The sequence below is a fragment of the Janibacter sp. Y6 genome, assembly GCF_040900765.1.
Lineage (GTDB): Bacteria > Actinomycetota > Actinomycetes > Actinomycetales > Dermatophilaceae > Marihabitans > Marihabitans melonis.
This window is the reverse complement of the sequence record NZ_JAKLYZ010000008.1, coordinates 41,311-61,142: the sequence shown is the minus strand read 5'-3', so window position 1 is coordinate 61,142 and position 19,832 is coordinate 41,311. Positions and strand designations below refer to the sequence as shown.

General features: G+C 74.1%; 17 protein-coding genes, 1 tRNA gene, 1 other RNA gene and 1 pseudogene. 5 read left to right on the top strand and 15 right to left on the bottom strand.

All coding sequences use genetic code 11. The features are described 5' to 3' along the window. Positions 1-79: 79 nt before the first annotated feature. Complete coding sequence (locus L6241_RS15590; RefSeq protein ID WP_368246999.1) at positions 80-2,080, bottom strand: ATP-binding protein; 2,001 nt, start codon at positions 2,078-2,080, stop codon at positions 80-82. A 111-nt stretch (positions 2,081-2,191) separates the two neighbouring features. Next, an RNA gene (gene ffs / locus L6241_RS15585) (signal recognition particle sRNA small type) lies at positions 2,192-2,288 on the bottom strand. Between the two features lie 71 nt (positions 2,289-2,359). Here ffs and L6241_RS15580 point away from each other — a divergent pair. After that, positions 2,360-2,827 (top strand): DUF3817 domain-containing protein, encoded by a 468-nt coding sequence (locus tag L6241_RS15580; protein WP_123091377.1) that lies wholly within the window; start codon positions 2,360-2,362, stop codon positions 2,825-2,827. A 27-nt stretch (positions 2,828-2,854) separates the two neighbouring features. On the opposite strand, the gene L6241_RS15575 is transcribed toward L6241_RS15580, so the two are convergent. Further along, on the bottom strand, positions 2,855-3,799 hold the full coding sequence (locus L6241_RS15575) for a helix-turn-helix transcriptional regulator (RefSeq protein ID WP_368246998.1): 945 nt from the start codon (positions 3,797-3,799) through the stop codon (positions 2,855-2,857). Between the two features lie 103 nt (positions 3,800-3,902). Between L6241_RS15575 and L6241_RS15570 the strand changes: the two are divergent. Further along, a pseudogene (locus tag L6241_RS15570) lies at positions 3,903-4,360 on the top strand (VOC family protein). 193 nt (positions 4,361-4,553) lie between these two features. Here the strand turns inward: L6241_RS15570 and L6241_RS15565 are convergent. Continuing rightward, a complete protein-coding gene (locus L6241_RS15565; protein WP_148041546.1) occupies positions 4,554-4,841 on the bottom strand; it encodes a hypothetical protein in 288 nt (95 codons plus the stop codon). A 123-nt stretch (positions 4,842-4,964) separates the two neighbouring features. Between L6241_RS15565 and L6241_RS15560 the strand changes: the two genes are divergently transcribed. Further along, positions 4,965-6,170: a benzoate/H(+) symporter BenE family transporter gene (locus tag L6241_RS15560; RefSeq protein WP_368246997.1), complete on the top strand. Its 1,206-nt coding sequence runs from the start codon at positions 4,965-4,967 to the stop codon at positions 6,168-6,170. A 62-nt stretch (positions 6,171-6,232) separates the two neighbouring features. Here L6241_RS15560 and L6241_RS15555 read toward each other — a convergent pair. The 11 genes from L6241_RS15555 to L6241_RS15505 form a co-directional block, all read right to left on the bottom strand. Continuing rightward, a tRNA-Ser gene (locus tag L6241_RS15555) sits at positions 6,233-6,322 on the bottom strand. Between the two features lie 65 nt (positions 6,323-6,387). Further along, on the bottom strand, positions 6,388-6,918 hold the full coding sequence (locus L6241_RS15550; protein ID WP_368246996.1) for a hypothetical protein: 531 nt from the start codon (positions 6,916-6,918) through the stop codon (positions 6,388-6,390). After that, a complete protein-coding gene (locus tag L6241_RS15545; protein ID WP_368246994.1) occupies positions 6,915-7,874 on the bottom strand; it encodes an N-acetylglucosamine kinase in 960 nt (319 codons plus the stop codon). The genes L6241_RS15550 and L6241_RS15545 overlap by 4 nt, the downstream gene beginning before the upstream one ends. 13 nt (positions 7,875-7,887) lie before the next feature. Further along, a complete protein-coding gene (locus L6241_RS15540) occupies positions 7,888-8,712 on the bottom strand; it encodes a carbohydrate ABC transporter permease (protein WP_123091384.1) in 825 nt (274 codons plus the stop codon). Beyond that, the gene (locus L6241_RS15535) at positions 8,709-9,608 is read right to left on the bottom strand and encodes a carbohydrate ABC transporter permease (RefSeq protein WP_123091385.1); all 900 of its coding nucleotides are present in this window, start codon (positions 9,606-9,608) and stop codon (positions 8,709-8,711) included. Before L6241_RS15535 ends, L6241_RS15540 begins: the two co-directional genes overlap by 4 nt. Before the next feature lie 49 nt (positions 9,609-9,657). Beyond that, positions 9,658-10,956: an ABC transporter substrate-binding protein gene (locus L6241_RS15530; protein ID WP_368246993.1), complete on the bottom strand. Its 1,299-nt coding sequence runs from the start codon at positions 10,954-10,956 to the stop codon at positions 9,658-9,660. Beyond that, entirely contained in the window at positions 10,953-11,951 is a 999-nt protein-coding gene (gene murQ, locus L6241_RS15525; protein WP_368246992.1) for an N-acetylmuramic acid 6-phosphate etherase, read from the bottom strand. The genes L6241_RS15530 and murQ overlap by 4 nt, the downstream gene beginning before the upstream one ends. 45 nt (positions 11,952-11,996) lie before the next feature. Next, positions 11,997-12,884 (bottom strand): MurR/RpiR family transcriptional regulator, encoded by an 888-nt coding sequence (locus L6241_RS15520; RefSeq protein WP_368246991.1) that lies wholly within the window; start codon positions 12,882-12,884, stop codon positions 11,997-11,999. Positions 12,885-12,893: 9 nt separating this feature from the next. After that, complete coding sequence (locus tag L6241_RS15515) at positions 12,894-14,207, bottom strand: serine hydrolase domain-containing protein (protein WP_368246990.1); 1,314 nt, start codon at positions 14,205-14,207, stop codon at positions 12,894-12,896. 10 nt (positions 14,208-14,217) lie between these two features. Beyond that, complete coding sequence (locus L6241_RS15510) at positions 14,218-15,525, bottom strand: exo-beta-N-acetylmuramidase NamZ domain-containing protein (RefSeq protein ID WP_368246989.1); 1,308 nt, start codon at positions 15,523-15,525, stop codon at positions 14,218-14,220. A 13-nt stretch (positions 15,526-15,538) separates the two neighbouring features. Beyond that, the gene (locus L6241_RS15505) at positions 15,539-17,395 is read right to left on the bottom strand and encodes a glycoside hydrolase family 3 protein (RefSeq protein ID WP_368246988.1); all 1,857 of its coding nucleotides are present in this window, start codon (positions 17,393-17,395) and stop codon (positions 15,539-15,541) included. Positions 17,396-17,528: 133 nt separating this feature from the next. On the opposite strand from L6241_RS15505, the gene L6241_RS15500 reads away from it, so the two are divergent. Continuing rightward, positions 17,529-18,761 (top strand): acetyl-CoA hydrolase/transferase family protein, encoded by a 1,233-nt coding sequence (locus tag L6241_RS15500; RefSeq protein ID WP_368246987.1) that lies wholly within the window; start codon positions 17,529-17,531, stop codon positions 18,759-18,761. Between the two features lie 33 nt (positions 18,762-18,794). Continuing rightward, the gene (locus L6241_RS15495) at positions 18,795-19,673 is read left to right on the top strand and encodes a hypothetical protein (RefSeq protein ID WP_123091391.1); all 879 of its coding nucleotides are present in this window, start codon (positions 18,795-18,797) and stop codon (positions 19,671-19,673) included. The last annotated feature ends 159 nt before the right edge of the window (positions 19,674-19,832 follow it).

Genomic DNA, 19,832 nt, shown 5'->3' with positions numbered 1-19,832 from the left:
TGCTCCGTCCTGGGTGGCCGGTCGGCCACCTCGTGATCTGCCACGCTAACGAGCAGGGACCCCCGAGGACGGGCCAGCGTCACCCCGTTTCAGGCACCCCCGCGCCAGCTCGACCGGGAAGGGTCAGCGTGGCGACGAGCCCGCCGCCCTCGGGCGACACGAGCGCGACAGAGCCGTGGTTGCGGGCCGCCAGCTCGGAGACGATCGCCAGCCCGAGCCCGGTGCCCGGCACCGCGTCCCGCTCGGCCACCGGGGCGCGGTAGAAGCGGTCGAAGGCGTGCTCGAGCTCGTCGGGTGCCATGCCGGGCCCGGTGTCGCTGACGACGACGCCCACCGTGCCGTCCTCGTGCTCGACGGTGCGGGTCGTCACCCTCCCCCGGGGCGGGGTGAACTTCACCGCGTTGGCCAGGAGGTTGGTGAGCATCCTCGTGAGGTCGTCGGGATCCGCGTGCGCCGTCCCCGCGCACCCGGCGACGTCGAGCGTTATCTCCTTGCGGTCGGCGAGCACCCGGACGTTGCCGAGCACCTCGGTGACGAAGGGCCCGAGCTCGATCTCCCGGGGCTCGACCCCGTCGCGGTCGGCCGCGATCTGCCCGATGGCGAGCAGGTCCTCGACGAGGGCCGAGAGCCGGTCGGCGTTGCGCGTGACGACCTCGAGCCACCCGCGCTCCCGGTCGGTCAGCCGCGGCGAGTCCTCGAGGAGCTCGACGTAGCCGACGATGCTCGCGATGGGGGTGCGCAGCTCGTGGCTCGTCGTGGCGACGAAGTCCTCGCGCTGGCGCTCGAGGTCCGCCCGGGTGACCCGGGCGGCCTGCTGCTCCTGCTCGGCGGCCAGCGTCGCCGCCTGCATCCGCAGCGGCTCCGTCACGTCGACGAGCTGGACGGAGAAGTGGTCGGGCTCGTCGGGGACGAGGTTGGCGGCGACGGTGAGGGTGCGCTCGTCGAGCTCGACCGTCACGGGCTCGCCGGAGCGCAGGGCCTCGTCCGCGGCGTCGGCGAGCGGGCCCTGCCAGGACCTCTCGGCGCCCTCGCCCACGAGGGCCGCCGCCGTCGGGTTCGACCACCCGACCCGCACGCGGCCGTCTGCACGCCGCTGCGCGATGGCCAGCCCGACCGATGCCTCGAGGAGGCTGCCCGAGAGCAGCCGCGAGGTCGCGGCGAGCCGACGGGTCGTGTCGCGCAGCTCGTACTGGGCGGCGCTGATGACGACGGAGAAGCCCGCGAAGGTCACGAGGAAGGTCTCGGCGAGCGCGGCGCGCACGGCGAGGTCGAGCCCCTCGTGGTTGAAGGGCCCGCCGCCGGCGATGGTGAGCGCGAGGATGGCGCACGACGCGAGCAGCGTCTGCACGGCGACGACCCGGACGGGGAAACGGAAGGCCGCCCACGCCAGCACCGGGTAGGGCAGGAAGGCCAGCGGCAGGTCCGCCCCGTCGCGGAAGACGAGGGCGATGACCGCTGCGAGGGCGACGACGTGCAGCGCGAGCTCGAGCGGGCCGGCCCGCACCGGCACCCGCCGCGGGAAGAGGGCGAAGGGGGCGATCATGACGACTGCCGCGGCATGGGACGCGGCGACGTAGGCCGCCGTGGACCAGAAGGCCCCGTCCTCCAGCCCGGCGATGGTCGCGCCCGCGAGGAGGCCGACGACGACGGCGCCGGCGATGACGGCGAGGCAGAAGTAGATCGCCGAGGCGAGGCTGCGCAGCTCGAAGCGCGGCCGGCCGCGACGGGCGAGCAACGCCGTCACCACGAAGGCCTCCGCCGCGTTGGCCACCCCGAAGCACAGGGCGGCCAGGGGCGGGCGCCCGCCGATCGCGTTCGCCAGAGCCGTGGCGCCGAGGACGAGGAGCAGCCCCGCCCACCGGCGCCGGGGCTGCGTGAGCACGAGGAAGAGGACGGCGATCCCGGCAGCCGGCCACCAGACCGCGACGCGGCTGCCCTGCGGGGCGAGGCCGACCCCCACGACACCGGCCACGACGACGAGCAGCGCGACGACCGGCCAGGACCACAGCGGCAGGTACCGGGGCCGCGCCGGGGAGTCGAGGGGCCGGAGAGCGCTGGCTCCCGACGCGAGAGCCGTCATAGGGGAGAAACTAGGCGCCGCGCGGCGATGTCGCGCGGTGACGCGCTCCCCCTTCGGGCTCCGCCCAGGGTGACGTGACCCACCGGAGCCCCCGGCGGACGTCCCCGGACATGAGAAGACACCCCACGTACCTGGAAGAGCTCACCTGCCCTTGCTGCGTTCCCGCCCTGGGGGAGTTCAGTGAGGTACCACCACGTGGGGTGCCGCGCCCACTCTAACCCGAGCGGGCCGCGAGGACCCAGCCGCCGTCGGCCAGGGGCGGTCCGGGAGGATGGGGGCGTGCACCTGCCCTCTCCCCTGCGCCTCTTCCGGATCGTCGCGACCGCCGAGGCGGTGACGTGGACCCTCCTCGTCGTCGGGATGGTGCTCAAGTACGTCACGAAGACCACCGAGCTCGGCGTGCGCGTCGGCGGGATGCTCCACGGCGTCGTCTTCATCGCCTACGTCCTCACCTGCGTGGCCCTGTGGGTCGACCAGCGGTGGAGCCCCCGGACCGCCCTCACGGCGCTCGCGAGTGCGATCCCGCCGTGGCTCACCCTGTGGTTCGAGCGCCGCGTCGAGCGCGACCACCTCGTCGGGCAGCAGTGGCGGCTCGGGGCGGGCGGCCAGCGCCCGACCTCCGCCCCCGAGCGGGTCCTCGCCGCCGCGCTGGCGCGCCCCCTCCTGGGTCTCGTCGTCGCGCTCGTCGGCATCGCCGCGGTGACCGCGGTCCTGCTCCTCGTCGGCCCTCCGGTCCCGAAGAGCTGAGCGGACCCCCTTCGCGAAGGGGGGCGCTCAGGGCGGCGAGGACGCGCTCGCGAGGCGCCCGGAGAGCTCGGCCGCGGCGAGCCGCAGCGGCTCGGGACCGACGACGGCGAAGGGGGCGTCGAACTTCAGGACGTGGGCCAGCAGACCCGTCCACGACCACGACCCGACGGTGAGCAGTGTGCGTGTCGGCGACACCGCTTCGACCTGCCCGTCGCCCGCCCACCGGGCCACCGCGGCCAGCGGCAGGTCGACGAGGACCTGCCCGCTGCACGGCCAGACGTCCTCGGTCTGCGCCCCCTTCGCCCGGGCCTGGACGAAGGTCGAGGCGTCGCCGGTGGGGATCGCGCGCGGCGCGAAGCGAGCGCCCGCCGGTGAGCGTGGCTCGAGGTGGTCGAGACGGAAGATGCGCCAGTCGGCCACGTCGAGGTCCCACGCGACGAGGTACCAGCGGCTCGCCCGCACGACGACGGCGTGCGGCTCGACGTGCCGGGTCTCCTGCGCACCCCGGTACCGCATCCGCAGGACCCGCTGCTCCCGCACGGCCACGCTCACCGCCTCGAGCACCGCGGGCGCGACCTGCGCACCCGGCCCGACACCGTCGAAGCGGATGCCCTCCACCCGGTGGCGCAGCCGCGCGGGCATCACCTGCTGCACCGTCGCGAGCGCGCGGGCCGCGGCCTCCTCGAGGTCGACGCCCGTCGTGGCGGCGGCGCGCAGGGCCACGGCGACGGCCACGGCCTGCTCGTCGTCGAGGAGCAGCGGCGGCATCTGAGAGCCCGCTGCGAGGCGGTATCCCCCGTCCGGCCCCTTCGTCGCGGAGATGCGGTAGCCGAGGTCGCGCAGCCGGGTGACGTCGCGGCGCACCGTGCGAGGGGTGACGCCCAGCCGCTCGGCGAGCGCCTGCCCCGACCAGTCGCGACGGGTCTGGAGCAGCGAGAGCAGGGACAGCATCCGAGAGGGGCTCGCGGTCATGACGCCATCCTCGCGCAGGTAGCGGACCGGATCTGACCTCTACCCCTGGCACCGTCGTCCTCGGCGGCAGGTCGCCGCCACCACGACCAGACGGAGGACGGGCATGACCCTCACCACCACGACCCATCTCAACTTCCGGGGCACCGCGAGCCAGGCCCTCGACTTCTACCAGGAGGTCTTCGGCGGCGAGGTCACCCGTGCGACGTACGCCGACACGGGGATGCCGGTAGGGGCACCTGGCGCCGACAAGGTCGTCTTCGGCCAGCTCGACGGGCCCGTGCGGCTCATGGCGTAAGACATCCCCGGGCAGGACAGCACCGACGTCGCGCCGACGGCGGGCACGACGACGCGCGAGGACGGGGCGACCGTCACCGACCGCACGTTCTTCCAGTCGGTGCGCGGCGGCACGCTCGAGGAGATCACGACGTGCTGGGAGGCGCTCGTGCAGGGAGCCGAGGTGATCGAGCCCCTCGCCGAGTCCGCGTGGAGCCCCGGCTTCGGGATGCTCACCGACCGCTTCGGGTCACCTGGGTGGTTGACGTCGCCCCTGCCCGGGGCTGACCGCGGAGCAGGTGGGCCCGTGTCGAGCCACGGGCCCACCTGCTCCCGGGGGGAGGGTCCCGCCGCAGGTCGGCTCGTGAGCACCCACGAAAGGATTGGACAAAGATAGGACAGGACGGCTGTCGTGCGGGACCCCCTCGGCCCACGTTTTTCGTCGCCAGGATCCACCACCCACCCGGGCCGGCACGCCCGGTCACCGGCCCGGTCGGCGCAGGCCGCGCACCACGGCAGCGTCTCGCGAGAGCACGCGGTTCGGGTCGGACTCGACCGGGGCGAGGCGGTCGGCGGCGACGACGACGAGGCGCAGCTCGCCCCCGTCGACGACCACGACGAGCGCGAGCCACCTGCCCCGCGGGCGGTCTCGCTCCCACCGCAGGAGCAGCCCCTGGCGCGGCTGCGCCCCCGGCTCGCCGGAGGGGCGGACCCACACGTGCCGGGGGCGCTGCGGGGGCCACTGCTCGTGCCACCGCGCCCTGCTCATCGCCCGATGCTCCCACACCCGGTCGAACAAGTGTTCGACTGATCGTCGGCCGGGCGCACGACCGGGCGGACGGGCTGCCGGACGTGCGCCCCTCCCCCGCGCCGCACGCGCGAGACTGCCCGCATGACCGGCACCGCACCCGCCGACGAGGCCACCGAGACCGCGCGCAGCCACGCCCTCGTGGCCGGCGTCGTCTGCGGGCTCGTGGGCTACACGAGCTCCTTCGCCGTCGTCCTCGCCGGTCTCCGCGCGGTCGGCGCGAGCCCCGCCGAGGCGACCTCCGGCCTCACCCTGCTCTCGCTGACGATGGGGCTGGGCTGCGTCGTCTTCAGCTGGCGCACCCGGATGCCGATCACCCTCGCCTGGTCGACCCCGGGGGCCGCCCTCCTGGCCAGCGCGGCCGTCCCGGCGGGCGGGTGGCCGGCAGCCGTCGGGGCCTTCCTCGCCACCGGCCTGCTGCTCGCGCTGCTCGCCCTCGTGCGCCCGCTGGCCCGGCTCGTCGCGGCGATCCCCACCGAGCTCGCGAGCGCGATGCTCGCCGGGGTGCTGCTCGTCCTGTGCGTCGCCCCCTTCCGCGCCCTCGCCGCCGACCCGGCCGTCATCGCCCCCGTCGTCGTGGTGTGGGCGCTCGCCCTCGTGCTCGTGCGCCGATGGGCGGTGCCCCTGGCCCTCGTCGCCGCGGTCGTCGTCGTGCTCGTCGCCGGGTCGCCCGGCGACCTCGGCCTGCACGACCTCGCCCCGGTGCTCACCTGGACCACCCCGGTGCTCGACCCGGGCGCCCTGCTCGCCATCGCCGTGCCGCTCGTCGTCGTCACGACGACGAGCCAGAACCTGCCCGGCCTGGCCGTGCTCCGCTCCTTCGGCTACGAGCCCGACCCGCGCCCGCCGCTCCTCTACGCCGGCGTCGCGACGGCGGCGGCCGCGCCCTTCGGCGCCCACGCCATCAACCTCGCGGCGATCTCCGCCGCCCTGGCCGCAGGCCCCGAGGCCGGGCCAGACCCCCGTCGACGCTGGCCCGCCGGTGTGGCGTGCGGCGTGACCTATCTCGTGTGCGGGGCGCTGACCCCCTTCGTCGTCGCCGTCGCCTCCGCCTCCCCCGCCGGGCTGCTCGAGTCGATCGCCGGGCTCGCCCTGCTAGGCACGCTCGCCGCCTCCGGCGCGGCCGCCCTCGGGCCGACCGAGCACCGCGAGGCCGCGGCCCTCACCCTCGCGGTCGCCGCGTCGGGGGTGAGCATCGCCGGGATCGGCGGCGCCTTCTGGGGCCTCGTCGCCGGCGGCACGCTGCTCGCGCTCGTGCGGCTGCGGGGACGGCGGGCCCGCGCGGCCTGAGCGAGACGGCCAGGCCCGGGCAACGAAGAGCTCCCCGGCCCTGGAGGGGCTCGGGGAGCTGGTGGCGGAGGATATGGGATTTGAACCCATGAGGGGTTTCATCCCCAACACGATTTCCAATCGTGCGCACTAGGCCACTATGCGAATCCTCCACCGGGGAGGGTACCCGACCCTCGCGTCGCGACCGAATCGAGCCCGGGCGTCCTCCAGGGCGGGCTCAGCCGATCTCGTAGAGCGCGTCGCCGCGGGGTGTCGTCGCGACCTTGACGACCCCCAGCGAGGAGGTCGGGTAGAGGTCCCGACCCCACACCGGGGTGGCCGCGGAGCCGCCGGTCGCCGAGACGTAGAGCGTCGAGCGGGCGAGCATCCCCGCCGGCGTCACCCAGCTGCGGGTGAGGGCGCACGGGATCATCACCGAGAGGACACGCCCAGGCCGCAGCTCGTGCTCACCGGTGCGCGTCGTCACCGAGCGCGCGAGCCGGTGGTCGCGCTTGCGCGCCTTGGTCTGCCAGTCGACGTCGCTCGTCACGAGCGCCTCGGGCACGAGGACGGCGGGATGGCCGTAGACGTCGTCCTCGAGCAGGACGCTCACCGCGTGCCGGCTGACGAAGGCCGCCTCGCAGGTCTGCCCCGTCCAGGGGACGTCCTCCACCGCCCGGCCCGCCGACGCGGTCGCGCCGAGGGCCGCCGTGGCCACGAGGATGGCCGCGGCGCACCGGGCCGCCCACGAGGTCCGCGTCGTCGTCACGACCCCGATCGTGCCACCTGGGCGGGGGGCGCGCCCGCGGAGCGCAGGTGCACCTCGTGGTGCGGCAGCTGGTGCGTCCGCCAGCGAAGGGCGAGCAGCCGCGCCCCGTCGAGGGCGTCACCGTCGGCCGGTCGCAGGACCCGTCCGTGACGCGCCACCTCCTCCTCGAGGGCGGCGCGGACCCGGGCGGCGCCGAGCAGCCCGCCCACAGCCGTGAGGGGCACGTCGGGCAGCCCGGCCGCCGCGTCGAGGAGCGAGCAGGCGAGCGCGGTGCCGGCCCGGGCGCACAGCTCGGCCGCGACCTCGTCACCCCCGTCCGCCGCAGCCGTGACGGCCGGCGCCATCGAGCCGAGCAGCGCCGGGGCGTGGGGTCCGGTCATCGTCTGGCGGGGCCAGGTCGCGGGGTCCCCGAGCAGCTCTCGGGCGGCGTCGAGCAGTGCGCGCGAGCCCCCGGGCCGGTCGTCGACCGCACGCAGCGCCGCACGCATCCCGGCCAGCCCGAGCCATGCCGAGGAGCCCTCGTCGCCGAGCACGTGCCCCCAGCCGTCCACCCGGCGCCAGGTCGCGTCGAGGTCTGTCGCGAAGGCGACCGCACCCGTGCCGGCGGCGACGACCGCGCCCGGCTCGACCGCTCCGAGAGCACCGACGAGCGAGCCGACGGCGTCGCTGACGATCGCGACGTGCCCGCAGCCGGTGCGCGCGACGAGCATCTCCCGCAGCGGCCCGGGGTCCTGGAGCATGAGACCCCGGGTCGACCACACGAGGCGGTCCACCCCTTCGCCCCGTCCGTCGTCGACCTCGCCGGCGAGCGACAGGGCGCGCTCGACGAGGTCGGCCGAGTCGATCCCCGTCGGGCCGAGCCGCACTCCCCCGGACCGGCCCACCGGTCCGGGGCGCTCCCCCGCCCACGTCACCCGCAGGCCGGAGCCGCCGACGTCGACCGCGAGGCACCTCATGGCGCGCAGCGGATCACTTGCTCATGCCGGCGGTCAAGCCGGCGACGATCTGCTTCGTCGCGACGAGGAAGAGGATGATGAGCGGCACCGTCGTGATGACCAGCCCGGCGAAGACCGCGGCGAAGTTCGTCGCGTTCTCGCCGAAGAACTGGGTCAGGCCGACCGGGAGCGTGTACTTCGCCTCGTCGCGCAGGAGTACCAGCGGGAAGAGGAAGTCGTTCCAGATCGGCACGAAGCGGAAGACCGCGACGGTGGCCACGGCGGGCTTGACGAGCGGCACCATGATCCGCCAGAAGGTCTGCCAGGCGTTCGCCCCGTCGAGCCGCGCGGCCTCCTCGAGCTCCTCGGGCAGCTGCCGGAAGAAGGTCGTGAGGACGAAGATCGAGAAGGGGATGCCCGACGCGCCGTACATGAGCGACAGGCCGAGACGGGAGTCGACGAGCCCCACCGAGTCGAAGAGGTAGAAGATCGGCAGCAGCGCGAGGTGGATCGGCAGCATGAGGCCGGAGATGAAGAGCGACTCGACGGCCTGCATGACCCGCGAGCGCGAGCGCGCCAGCCCGTAGGCGGCCATCGTGCTCACCGTCGTCGAGACGACGACCGCGCCGATGGTCACGGCGAGGCTGTTGCCGAAGTACGTCGCGAAGCTGCCGGTGGTCCACGCCTCCTTGTAGCTCTCGACGGACAGCGGCCACGGGATCCCGATGGGGTCGCGGATGAGGTCGCCGTTCGTGCGGAAGCTGCTGAGCAGCATGATGACGAGCGGCAGCAGGGCCAGGGCGGCGTAGGTCCACAGCAGGACCGACGCCACGGGGCCCCCGACGGCGCGGCCCCTCATGCGCGCATCCTCCGCTCGTGCCGGCGCAGGACCGACGTCGCGAGCATCGCCCCGCCGAAGATCACGAGGAAGAGCACGGTCGCCAGCGCCGAGGAGGTGCCGATCGAGTCCGTCGCGCCGGAGTCGAAGGCCGTGCGGTAGAAGAGCAACGAGACGAAGTCGGTCGAGCGCGCCGGGCTGCCCGTCGACCCGCCGAAGGCGTACGGCAGGGCGAAGGCCTCCATCGCGAAGATGAAGGTCAGCACGCTCACCGTGCCGATGGCCGGCACGAGGAGGGGCAGGGTCACCTTGCGGAAGGCCTGCCAGTGGCTCGCGCCGTCGACGCGTGCCGCCTCGCCGAGCTCCTCGGGGATGCCGCCGAGCGCCGCGCCGTAGAGCAGCACCGGGAAGCCGATCCACTGCCACACGCTGACGAGCACGACGACCCACAGGGCCGTGTCGGGGTCACCGAGCCAGGGCCGCGCCCAGCTCTCCAGACCCACCGCGTCGAGGAGCGTGTTGACCGGTCCGAAGGCCGGCGAGAGCAGCAGGGTCCACAGGTAGCCGATGACGATCGGGCTGACGAGGTAGGGCATGGCGTAGAGGGTCTGGAGCATGCGCCGGGTGCGCTCACGGGTGTGCAGGAGCACGGCGATCCCCAGACCGACGGTGTTCTGCAGCAGCATCGTCCCGGCGAAGAAGATGAGGTTGTGCGACAGCGCGCGGGGCAGGTCGGTGCGGAAGGGCTCCCTGGTGACGAGCGCCTGGAAGTTCGTGATCCCCGCGAAGCCGACCTGCCGCGTCCCCTCCCACGAGTAGAAGGCGTAGGAGAAGGCCGTGACCATCGGGTAGAGGACGAAGACGCCGAAGACGAGCAGGGCGGGGGTGACGAAGAGCAGCGAGGTGCGTCGCCTCATCGGGCGCTCCCGAGGAGGCGACGCACGCGCGCGGCGACGGGGGCCGCGATCACTTCTTCGTCGGCTCGAACCAGGACTTCACGCCCTTGTCGAGCTCGGAGCTGACCTGGGTCGCGTCCTTGTCGCCGAGGAGCATCTCCTGGATCCCGGTGCCGAGCAGGTCGGTGCCGGCGGGCGAGCCGTAGCGGAAGTCGGTGAGCAGCAGGTACGGCGAGGGGTTGGCCTCGTAGCTCTTCGCCATCTCGCCGAGCACGGGATCGCCGTAGGTGACGCCGGGGACGGCGGAGAGCTGCTTGACCTCGTCGGCGACCATCTGGCCGAACTCCTTCGTCGCCATCCAGCGCACGAGCTCCATGGCCGCCTCCTGGTGCTCGGACTTCTTCGACACCGCGAAGTTGCCGTCGGACCAGCCGGCGGTCGTCGGCTCCGAGCCCTCGGGCGAGCCGGGGGGCGCGGGCACCTGGAAGGTGCCGATCTCCATCTCCGGGTTGCCCTTCTGCAGCACGGCGAGGTCGAAGGACCCGCCGGGGATCATCGCGGCCTGCTCGGAGGTGAACATCGTCTGGGCGTCGGTCGCGGCCAGACCGGTGACGTCCTTGGGCATGTACTTCTTGAGGTCGCCGACCACCTGGACCGAGGCGACCCAGTCTGGGTCGGTGAAGTCCTTCTCGCCGGTGGCCACGGCGTCCTGGAAGTCCGCCCCGCCGAAGCGCGGCGCGGCGAGCACCTCGTGGACGATCGGCAGGGTCCAGTCGTCCTTCGCCCCGACGGCGATCGGGGTGATCTCGTCCGCCAGGAGCGCGTCGTTCATCGCGACGAAGTCCTCCCACGACGTGGGGACCTCGAGGCCCTTCTCCTCCAGCAGACCCTTGTTGTAGAACATCTGGACCGTCTGGGTCGCGAGCGGCACGGAGTACAGGGAGCCGTCGGTCCCCTTCGCGCTCGCCACGGCGTTGTCGTCCCAGCCCTCGAGGTCGATCTCGTCGTCGAGGGGGACGAGGGAGCCGGAGGCGATCGTCGGCTGCAGCTGCCCGTAGGAGCGCACCTGCGGCACGTCCGGGCCGTCCGAGCCCGAGAGGCCGGTCGCGAGGATCTTGTTGTACTCCGTGGCCTTGAAGGTCTTGAAGTCGACGGTCACGCCCTCGTTCTTCGCCTCGTAGGCGTCGAAGATCTTCTCGTAGGCCGCCTGGTCCTCGACGCGCCACGACCACACGGTCAGCGTCGTCTCGCCCCCTTCGCCGCCGCTGCCGCTGCCGCTCTCCGAGCTCGAGGGGGCGCAGCCGGCGAGGCCGATCCCCAGACCGAGGGTGGTCGCGAGAGCCAGGGCCCGTCCGCGCTGACCGATCATGGCGTGTCTCCGTTCCTAGTGATGCTGTCCGTGGTGCCCGTCGCGGCCGCGCCGGACGTCGTCGTGGGGCCCGCTGCGGGGCCGGTCGCCGAGGGGTCGAGCCGGCGCAGGGCGTCGGCGAGCACGCCCTGGGCCTCGTGGAGGGCGTCGCGGGCGGTCGGCAGGTCGACGTCCGCGAGCAGGGAGAGCAGGGCCGGCTTGAGCTCGCCGTCGGCCTGGGCGAGACGCTCGCGGGCCTGCTCGGGCGAGGCGCCGGTCGACTCGACGAGGATGACGACGAGGCGCCCGCGCAGCTTCGCGTTCGTCGCGACGACGTCGACCATGAGGTTGGACCAGGTCCGGCCGAGCCGGACCATGACGGCCGTCGAGAAGGCGTTGAGCACGAGCTTGAGCGCCGTGCCCGCCTTGAGCCGGGTCGACCCGGAGAGGGCCTCGGGCCCGGTGTCGGGGGCGACGACGTGGTCGACGAAGGGGGCGAGCTCGGCCTGGGGGTTCGAGGTCACCAGGGCGGTGACGGCGCCGACCTCGCGGGCCCGGCGCAGCGCGCCGGCGACGTACGGGGTGCGTCCGGAGGCGGTGAGGCCGATGACGACGTCGCGACCGGTGGCCCCGGCGAGGTCGGCCGCCCCCTGCTCGACGTCGTCCTCGACGTTCTCGACCGCGCGCAGCAGGGCCGACGGGCCGCCGGCGTGATGGGCGACGACCATGCCGTCGGGGGCGTTGAAGGTGGGGCGCAGCTCGGCGGCGTCGAGGACGCCGAGCCGGCCGGAGGTGCCGGCACCGACGTAGTGGACCCGCCCGCCCGCGCGGATCGCGGCGACCGCGGAGTCGACGAGCACGGAGAGCTCGGGGAGGGTCTGCGCGACCGCGGGGGCCACCATCGCGTCCTGGGCGTTGAGGGCCTCGAGGAGCGCGAGGGTGCTCATCGTGTCGAGCCCCACCGTGGCGGGGTTGCGCCCCTCGGTCGGGGAGATCACCGTGACGTCGCTGTGCACACGAGCAACGTAAACGATTTACATCGAGGCGGCAACAGATGTAAATCAGTTGCGGATGTGCCGGCGGGCGACCGCCTGCTTCGTCTCCTCGACGGCTCGGCGCGGGCGACGCAGGTTGCGCTGCGCGACGAGGATGTAGAGGCAGTCGACGACGGTGAGCGCGGCGATCCGGCTCGCGGTCGCGCCCGAGCGCAGCTCGGTCTCACGGGCCGCCGTCGTGAGCACGACGTCGGCTGCCCTGGCGAGCGGGCTGCCCGGGTGGTTGGTCACGGCGACGGTGCGCGCACCACGCTCGGCGGCGGCGCTCAGCACGTCGTGGACCTCGACCGTCGTGCCCGAGTGCGAGATGCCCACAGCGACGTCTCCGCGGCCGAGGAGCGTCGCGCTCGTCAGGGCGAGGTGGGGGTCGAGCCAGGCGAAGGCGGGGATGCCGATGCGGTGCAGCTTCTGCTGCAGGTCCGCGGCGACGATCCCCGAGGCGGCGATGCCGTAGACGTCGACCCGGCCGGCGCCGGCGATCGCGTCGGCGGCGGCGACGAGCGAGGCCTCGTCGAGCTGCTGGACGGTCTCCTCGACGGCGAGGGTGTCGGCGTAGGCGACCTTGGCGATGACGTCCTGCACGGTGTCGCGCGCGCTGATGTCGCCGGTGCCCACCCCCTTCGCCGGGGTGCGGGCCGACTCCTCGGCGAGGGCGAGCCGCAGCTGCGGGTAGCCGCGCAGACCGAGCCGTCGGCAGAAGCGCAGGACGGTCGTCTCCGACGTCCGGGCCTGCCCGGCGAGCTCGGAGATCGTCAGGCCGGCGACCGCGCGCGGGTCGGCGAGGACGAGCTCGGCGACCCGGTCCTCGGCGGGCGAGAGACCGGGCCGCGCCCCGCGCAGGCGCACGAGCAACGAGGTCCCGAGGTGGTCGTGGTCCTCGGGCCGTCGCGTCATGGCCATACGCTACGACGCCGCGCCGCGGGTCTCCGCGTCCTGGGCGGTGTAGCCCGGCGGGTCGCTCGCACGCCGCGCCGACGGCAGCGGCTCGCGGCCCTGGGCGAGGGCCAGGCCGCGCGCCCACGCCTGCCGAGCGGGGTTGACGCTCCCCCACGACCGCGACGGGTGCACGCGGTTGGTCAGCAGGATCGCGAAGGACTGCGAGGAGAAGTCGACGACGAGCGAGGTGCCCGTGTACCCGGTGTGCCCGGCGGTGCGCGGGCCCGACAGGGCGTCCATGTACCAGGGCTGGTCGAGCTCGAAGCCCAGCCCGTGCGCGTTGCCGGGGAAGGCGGCGTTGTAGTCCGTGACGAGCAGCTCGACCGAGGCCGGGCGCAGGATCCGCCCGTGGCGGTAGCTCCCGCCGTTGAGCAGCGTCTGCGCGAGCACCGCGAGGTCGTCGACGGTGGAGAAGACGCCGGCGTGCCCGGCGACGCCGTCGAGCGACCACGCGTTCTCGTCGTGCACCTCGCCGCGCACCATCCCGCGCGGCGGCGAGGTCTGGTACTCGGTCGCCGCGCAGCGAGACGCGCGCCGGGGGGTGTAGCCCGTGCTGCGCATGCCGATCGGGCGGGTGATGCGGTCACGGACGACGACGTCGAGGGGCCTGCCCCGGAGCCGCTCGACGAGCACGCCGAGCGCGATGAGGTTGAGGTCGGAGTAGCGGTAGACCGTGCCGGGCGGGTCCTGCGTGGGCTGGCGCATCACCGCGGCGATGCGCGCGGCGCGGTCGGGGTGGGCGCTCCACAGCGGCAGCCACGCGACGAAGCCCGACGTGTGCGTCAGCAGGTGCTGGACGGTCACGCCCTCCTTGCCGCCGGCGCCGAACTCGGGCAGGTAGCGCGCGACTGGTGCGCCGAGCTCGACCCGACCCTCCTCGACGAGCTGCACGGCCGCGATCGAGGTGAAGAGCTTGCTCACGGACGCGAGGTCGAAGACCGTGTCGCGGCGCATCTCGGCCCGCTCGCGCGGGGGCAGCTCGGTCGTCGCGTCGGCGTACCGCACGGCGTCGCCGCACACCTCGACGGCGACGACCCGGGCGCGGTGAGCCATGAGGCCGACGGCCCCGGGGTACATCGGGTAGCCGTTCGCCTGCGGCTCCAGGTACCCGCGGATCGCGGCCCGGGCCGCCTCGATCGGCGCCGGGTCGAGCCCGACGTGGTGAGGGTGCCCGGGACGCAGCACCTCCGGTCGACGCCCCCCGCCGGCGAGGGAGGGCCCGGCGCCGAGCAAGGTCACCCCTGCGCCGCCCATCGACGCGAGCACGGCGCGCCGGCCCACGGCTGCCATCTCAGCGCCCCGCCCGACGCGGGCCCGGGTAGAGCAGCACGGGCTGACGGCGCCGCTCGAAGTCGGCGAGCTCGGAGCGCCACGCGGCCATGACCTCGCGGGCCGAGGACCCGGCCGTCACCATCTCGCGCAGGCGGGTCGAGCCGGTGAGCTTGTCGATCCAGTACGGCCGGGCGGTGTCCCAGCTGTCCTGGCGCCACGCGAAGTCGGGGTAGAGGGCCCTGAGGGCGACAAGCATCTCGACGCCCACCCGGATGGGGTCGACCTTCGCGGCGTCGGTGATGTGCACCTGGACCCCGCCGCAGACGGCACCGGAGTGCTTGGAGAAGGTCGGGGTGAAGTACGCCTCCCGGAAGAGCACGCCGGGGACGTCCGCCCGCTCGAGGCGCTCGGCCCAGCGGTGGTCGACGTAGGGCGCCCCGACGAGCTCGAAGGGGCGGGTCGTGCCGCGGCCCTCGCTGAGGTTGGTCCCCTCGAACATCCCCGTGCCCGGGTAGAGCAGGGCGGTGTCGGCGGTCGGCATGTTCGGGCTCGGCATGACCCAGTGCAGTCCGGTGTCGGCGTGCAGCATGTCGCGCCGCCACCCCGTGCACTCGACGACGTCGAGGTCGGCGAGGCGTCCCCCTTCGTCCTCGTCCATGAAGTGACGGTTCGCGTACCGCGCGACCTCGCCGACGGTCATGCCGTGGGCCTGGACGACCGCCTCGGCACCGACGCCGGACGTGTACTTCTCCGTCATCATCGGGCCGCGCGCGACGCCCCCGATCGGGTTGGGCCGGTCGAGGACGACGAAGCGGGCGCCGACGCGGTGGGCGGCGCGCATGCCCGTGTACATCGTCCAGATGTAGGTGTAGAAGCGCGAGCCGACGTCCTGGATGTCGAAGACGACGGTCTCGACGCCCGCGGTGCGGAACATGGTCGTCAGCGCGTCCGGCCCGGCGCCGTACGCGTCGTAGACGGTGATGCCGGTGCGGGGGTCGACCGAGGTGCCCTCGGACTCGCCGGCCTGCGCGGTGCCGCGGAAGCCGTGCTCCGGGCCGAAGACGCCGACGACGTCGACCTGCCCCGACTCGTGCATGACGTCGACGATCGAGCGCAGGTCCGCCGTGACCCCCGTCGGGTTGGTGATGACGCCGACCTTCTGGCCGCGCAGGGTCGACCACCCGCTCGCGGCGGCGATGTCGGCGCCGGTGCGCACCCGGCGCCCGCCGGGGCGGCCGTGGGCGACCGCGGGGACCGCGCCCGCGGTGGCGGCGACGGCGGTGCCGCCGGCGCCGGCCATGAAGAGTCGTCTGCTGGGGGTGCTCATCACGTGCTCCTGATCAGTAGCGAAGGCCGTGGCCGAAGGGGTAGAGGACGGTGCCGGGGTCGTCGGCGGCGGGGATGTCGACGGGCAGGGTGCCGGTGGGCTCGACCTCGCCGGTGAGCACGCGCACGAGGGCGCCCATCGCGACGGCGTTGTAGGCGTAGGTCGCGAGGTAGGTCGGGACGTCACCGAGGTGGGCGATGTCGTAGGGGTCGCGCACGGCGACGACGACGGTCGGCACGCCGCTGGCCTGCAGCGCGGCGACGAGCTTCTGCTGACCGCGGGTCTTGTCGGTGACGGCGGTGTCCCAGGCCTTCATCGTCAGCACGACGACGGCGTCCTTCCCCCTCGCCGCGGCGACGGCGGACGCGATCTGCGCGTCGGTGGGTGAGGCACCCGTCGTCGACAGCGTCGTCGTGGCGCCTGCGGCGGTCAGCTCGTCGGCGACGGTCTTCGTCGTCGTCGCGCCCCACCCGGTGACGAGCACCGAGGACCCCGCCGCGGTCATCGGCAGCACGCCGTCGTCGTTGGTGACGAGGGTCGTCGTGCGGTCGGTGATGGCGTCGGCAGCCGCGAGGTTGCGCGGGGTGCCGACGGCGGAGGAGAGACGGGTGGGGTCGGCGTACGGGTGGTCGACGACGCCGCGGCGGGCCTTCATGAGCAGGACGCGGGTGACCTTCGCGTCGAGCTCGCGCCGGCTGATTCGTCCGCTCTCGACGGCGGCGACGACGGCCGGGAGCGCCTTCTGCAGCGCGGGCGACATGAGCAGCTGGTCGGCGCCGGCCTCGAGGGCACGGACCGCGACCTCGGCGTCGCCGTACTTCTGGCGCACGCCCTCCATCTCGAGGGAGTCGGTGATGATGACGCCCTCGTAGCCGAGCTCCTCGCGCAACAGACCGGTGAGGATCGGCCGGCTGAGGGTGGCCGGGTCGCCCGAGTCGTCGAAGGCCGGCATCGCCAGGTGCGCGGTCATGATCATGTCGATGCCCTCGGCGATCGCGGCGACGAAGGGGGGAGCGTCCAGCTCCTCCCACTCCTCGCGGCTGTGCGTGATGACGGGGAAGGCGACGTGGCTGTCGGTCGCCGTGTCGCCGTGGCCCGGGAAGTGCTTGCCCGAGGAGGAGACCGAGCCGTCGCGCTGGTAGCCGCGGACCTGCGCGCGCACCATCTCGGCGGCGAGCTCGGGGCGCGAGGAGAAGGAGCGGGTCCCGATGACGGGGTTGAGCGGGTTGACGTTGACGTCGCAGACCGGGGCGAAGTCGGTCGTGATGCCCATGGCCCGCAGCTCGCGGCCGGTGATCGCGGCGGCCGTGCGGGCGTCGGTCGCGCTGCGGCCCGCGCCGAGCGCCATCGACCCGGGCAGCTGGGTGGCCGGCGGGCCGATGCGCGTGACGACGCCCTGCTCCTGGTCGACCGAGATCGTCAGCGGCACACGTGCGCCCTTGCCGCGGCCGGGCCCGCCCCTGCCGTGGCGGTCGGCGCCGAGGGCGGCTCGCTGGAGGCCGTTGGACAGCCCGAGGATCTGCTCGGGGTCGCGCACGCTGTCGGTCCACGCGAAGTAGCAGACCCCACCGAGGTGGTAGCGGCGGATGACGTCCGCGGGGGCGGCGACGCCGTAGAGCGGCACGTTGCGCTGGTCGGGGGTCGTCGCGTCCGAGCCGTAGACGTGCTGGACGAAGAGCTGGCCGACCTTCTGCTCGAGGGTCATCTCGCGCAGGGTCTTGCGCGCCCAGGCCCGGTGGCGACCGTCGCCGCGCCCGGGACCACCCGGCCCCGGCGAGGCGACGGCGTGGCCGACGGGGGTCGCGGCGGCCAGGACGGCGGCGGCGCTGCCCGTGACGACAGTGCGGCGGGACGGTCGGTACTGGCTCATGACGCCTCCTGGGGGTCTTCGTCGACCGGGTGGGTGCGTGAAAATTTCACGCGTCATTCGTCTTCGATGGAAGTTAGTCACAGCACAGCGGGCCCGCAACCGGAGCGGCGCGGGGCCGGGGCAGGATGGGTGCATGCAGTCCATGACCCTGGACCAGGCCGCATCGCTCGTCGAGGCACGAGGGGCTGTCGAGCCCCGGGTCGTCGCCTCGGGCAACTTCGCGACACCCGTGCCGCTCGTCGAGGCGGTGCTCGCCCGGCTCCCCCGCGCCCGCCTGCACCTGCTCAACGCCCAGCCCGGGCTGCCGGTCCACGACGGGGTCGTGCCGGAGACGACCTTCGTCGGACCGGGCTTCCGGCGCCATCCCCGCCTGTCCTACGTGCCGAGCCGGCTGTCGATGGTGCCGCGCCTCTTCCACGGCGCGCTGCGGCCCGACGCCGTGCTGCTCCACACGACCCCGCCCCGCGACGGCCGGGTGAGCCTGGGTCTCGAGTGCAACATCCTCCCCGGCGCAGTCGAGGCGGCCCGGGCCGTCGGTGCCCCGGTGATCGCGATGGCCAACCCGCGCATGCCGTGGACCTCGGGCGACGCCGAGCTGTCGGTCGACCTGCTCGACGGCCTCGTCGAGGTCGAGGCACCGCTGCTCACCCACCCGGCGCGCGCCGGGGCCGACGACGCGTCCGCGGTCATCGGCGCGCGGGTCGCCGCCGAGATCCGCGACGGCTCGACCCTCCAGGCCGGGATCGGCGAGGTGCCCGACGCCGTGATGGCCGGCATCGCGCAGCGCCGCGGCCTGCGCGTGTGGACCGAGATGTTCGGCGACGGCGTGCTGCGCCTCGAGCAGGCCGGCGCGCTCGACCCCGACGTCCCCCTCGTCACCTCCTTCGTCTTCGGCAGCGCCGAGCTGTACGCGTGGGTGCACGACAACCCCCGTGTGCGTCTGACCCGCACCGAGACGACGAACTCCCCCGCCCGCATCGCCCAGCAGCCGCGGATGACCTCGGTCAACACGGCGCTGCAGGTCGACCTGCTCGACCAGGCCAACGCCTCTCGGATCAGGGCGCGCATCTACTCCGGCTTCGGCGGGCAGACCGACTTCACGGTCGGGGCGTCGCACAGCGAGGGCGGCCGCGCCTTCATGGCGCTGCGCAGCTGGCACCCGCGCGCCGACGTCTCGACGATCGTCCCGCTCGTCGACGAGCCGGTGACCTCCTTCCAGCACAGCGCCGTCGTCACCGAGCAGGGCGTCGCCTGGATCGCCGGCCACGACGAGCGCGCGCAGGCGCGCCACCTCATCGAGGAGGCGGCCCACCCGAGCGTGCGCGACGAGCTGTGGGAGGAGGCCGCCGCCCTCGGGCTGGCGTGACGGCCCCCTTCGCCGCGTGCTGAGATAGCGCCCGTGCCCTCCTCCATCGCCGCCGAGCTCGTCGCTGTGATCCTCAGCGTCGACGAGGGGAGCCCCCGCGTGCTGGCGTCCGGCGCCCCGCCGGCCCTGCCCCACGGACCGCTCGAGCCGGAGCACCGCTCCCTCCAGGCGGGTCTGCGGGCGTGGACCCGCGAGCGCGAAGGGGTCGAGCTCGGCTTCGTCGAGCAGCTCTACACCTTCGCCGACGTCGGCCGCTCGGGCCGGGCGGGGCGCACCGTGGCCATCTCCTACCTCGGACTGACGCGGGCGAAGGGGGAGCGCGGCTGGCTCGACGTCTACGACCTGCTGCCGTGGGAGGACGCCCGGGACGGCGTCCCCGAGCTCGCCCGCGAGCTCGGCGAGCGCGCGCTGCGCTGGGCCGGTGACGACGCCGAGCGGCTCGAGCGGGCCCGGCACGCCTTCGGCATGGCGGACTGGGCCTGGCGCCCCGAGCTCGTGCTCCAGCGCTACGAGCTGCTCTGGGAGGCGGGTCTCGTCGCCGAGTCCGGCGATCGCGACGGCGACGGCGACGGCCTCGGGCCGGCGATGCTCCACGACCACCGCCGCATCCTCGCGACGGGCCTGGCCCGGCTGCGCTCGACGCTGCAGTACCGCCCGGTGATCTTCGAGCTCATGCCCCCGGACTTCACCCTCGGCGGGCTGCAGGCGACGGTCGAGTCGCTCGCGGGCCAGCGCCTGCACAAGCAGAACTTCCGGCGGACCGTCCAGGACCAGCTGGGTCTCGTCGAGCCCACCGGCGAGACCGAGCGCGACACCGGCGGCCGCCCCGCCGCGCTCTACCGCTTCCGCAGCGAGGTGCACGCCGAGCGCCGCCACGTCGGCACGAAGCTCCCCCGCCCCCGCACCCGCTGACCTCCTCCCCCCCCTCTCGCCGACCCACCCCTCTCGCCGACCCACCCCCTAGAAGCTGGCACCCGCGCCAGTCACAACCCACGCATCTGCCGACATCCCGGACCCCTCCCCCGAGGCGTTGGCACCCGCGCCAGTCACAACCCACGCATCTGCCAACAT

Bases quoted from the DNA above. Each gene is read 5' to 3' on its own strand.
- L6241_RS15590 (WP_368246999.1), bottom strand. From the start codon at position 2,080: ATGACGGCTCTCGCGTCGGGAGCCAGCGCTCTCCGGCCCCTCGACTCC.
- L6241_RS15575 (WP_368246998.1), bottom strand. From the start codon at position 3,799: ATGACCGCGAGCCCCTCTCGGATGCTGTCCCTGCTCTCGCTGCTCCAG.
- L6241_RS15565 (WP_148041546.1), bottom strand. From the start codon at position 4,841: ATGAGCAGGGCGCGGTGGCACGAGCAGTGGCCCCCGCAGCGCCCCCGG.
- L6241_RS15560 (WP_368246997.1), top strand. From the start codon at position 4,965: ATGACCGGCACCGCACCCGCCGACGAGGCCACCGAGACCGCGCGCAGC.
- L6241_RS15545 (WP_368246994.1), bottom strand. From the start codon at position 7,874: ATGAGGTGCCTCGCGGTCGACGTCGGCGGCTCCGGCCTGCGGGTGACG.
- L6241_RS15540 (WP_123091384.1), bottom strand. From the start codon at position 8,712: ATGAGGGGCCGCGCCGTCGGGGGCCCCGTGGCGTCGGTCCTGCTGTGG.
- L6241_RS15535 (WP_123091385.1), bottom strand. From the start codon at position 9,608: ATGAGGCGACGCACCTCGCTGCTCTTCGTCACCCCCGCCCTGCTCGTC.
- L6241_RS15530 (WP_368246993.1), bottom strand. From the start codon at position 10,956: ATGATCGGTCAGCGCGGACGGGCCCTGGCTCTCGCGACCACCCTCGGT.
- L6241_RS15520 (WP_368246991.1), bottom strand. From the start codon at position 12,884: ATGACGCGACGGCCCGAGGACCACGACCACCTCGGGACCTCGTTGCTC.
- L6241_RS15510 (WP_368246989.1), bottom strand. From the start codon at position 15,525: ATGAGCACCCCCAGCAGACGACTCTTCATGGCCGGCGCCGGCGGCACC.
- L6241_RS15505 (WP_368246988.1), bottom strand. From the start codon at position 17,395: ATGAGCCAGTACCGACCGTCCCGCCGCACTGTCGTCACGGGCAGCGCC.
- L6241_RS15500 (WP_368246987.1), top strand. From the start codon at position 17,529: ATGCAGTCCATGACCCTGGACCAGGCCGCATCGCTCGTCGAGGCACGA.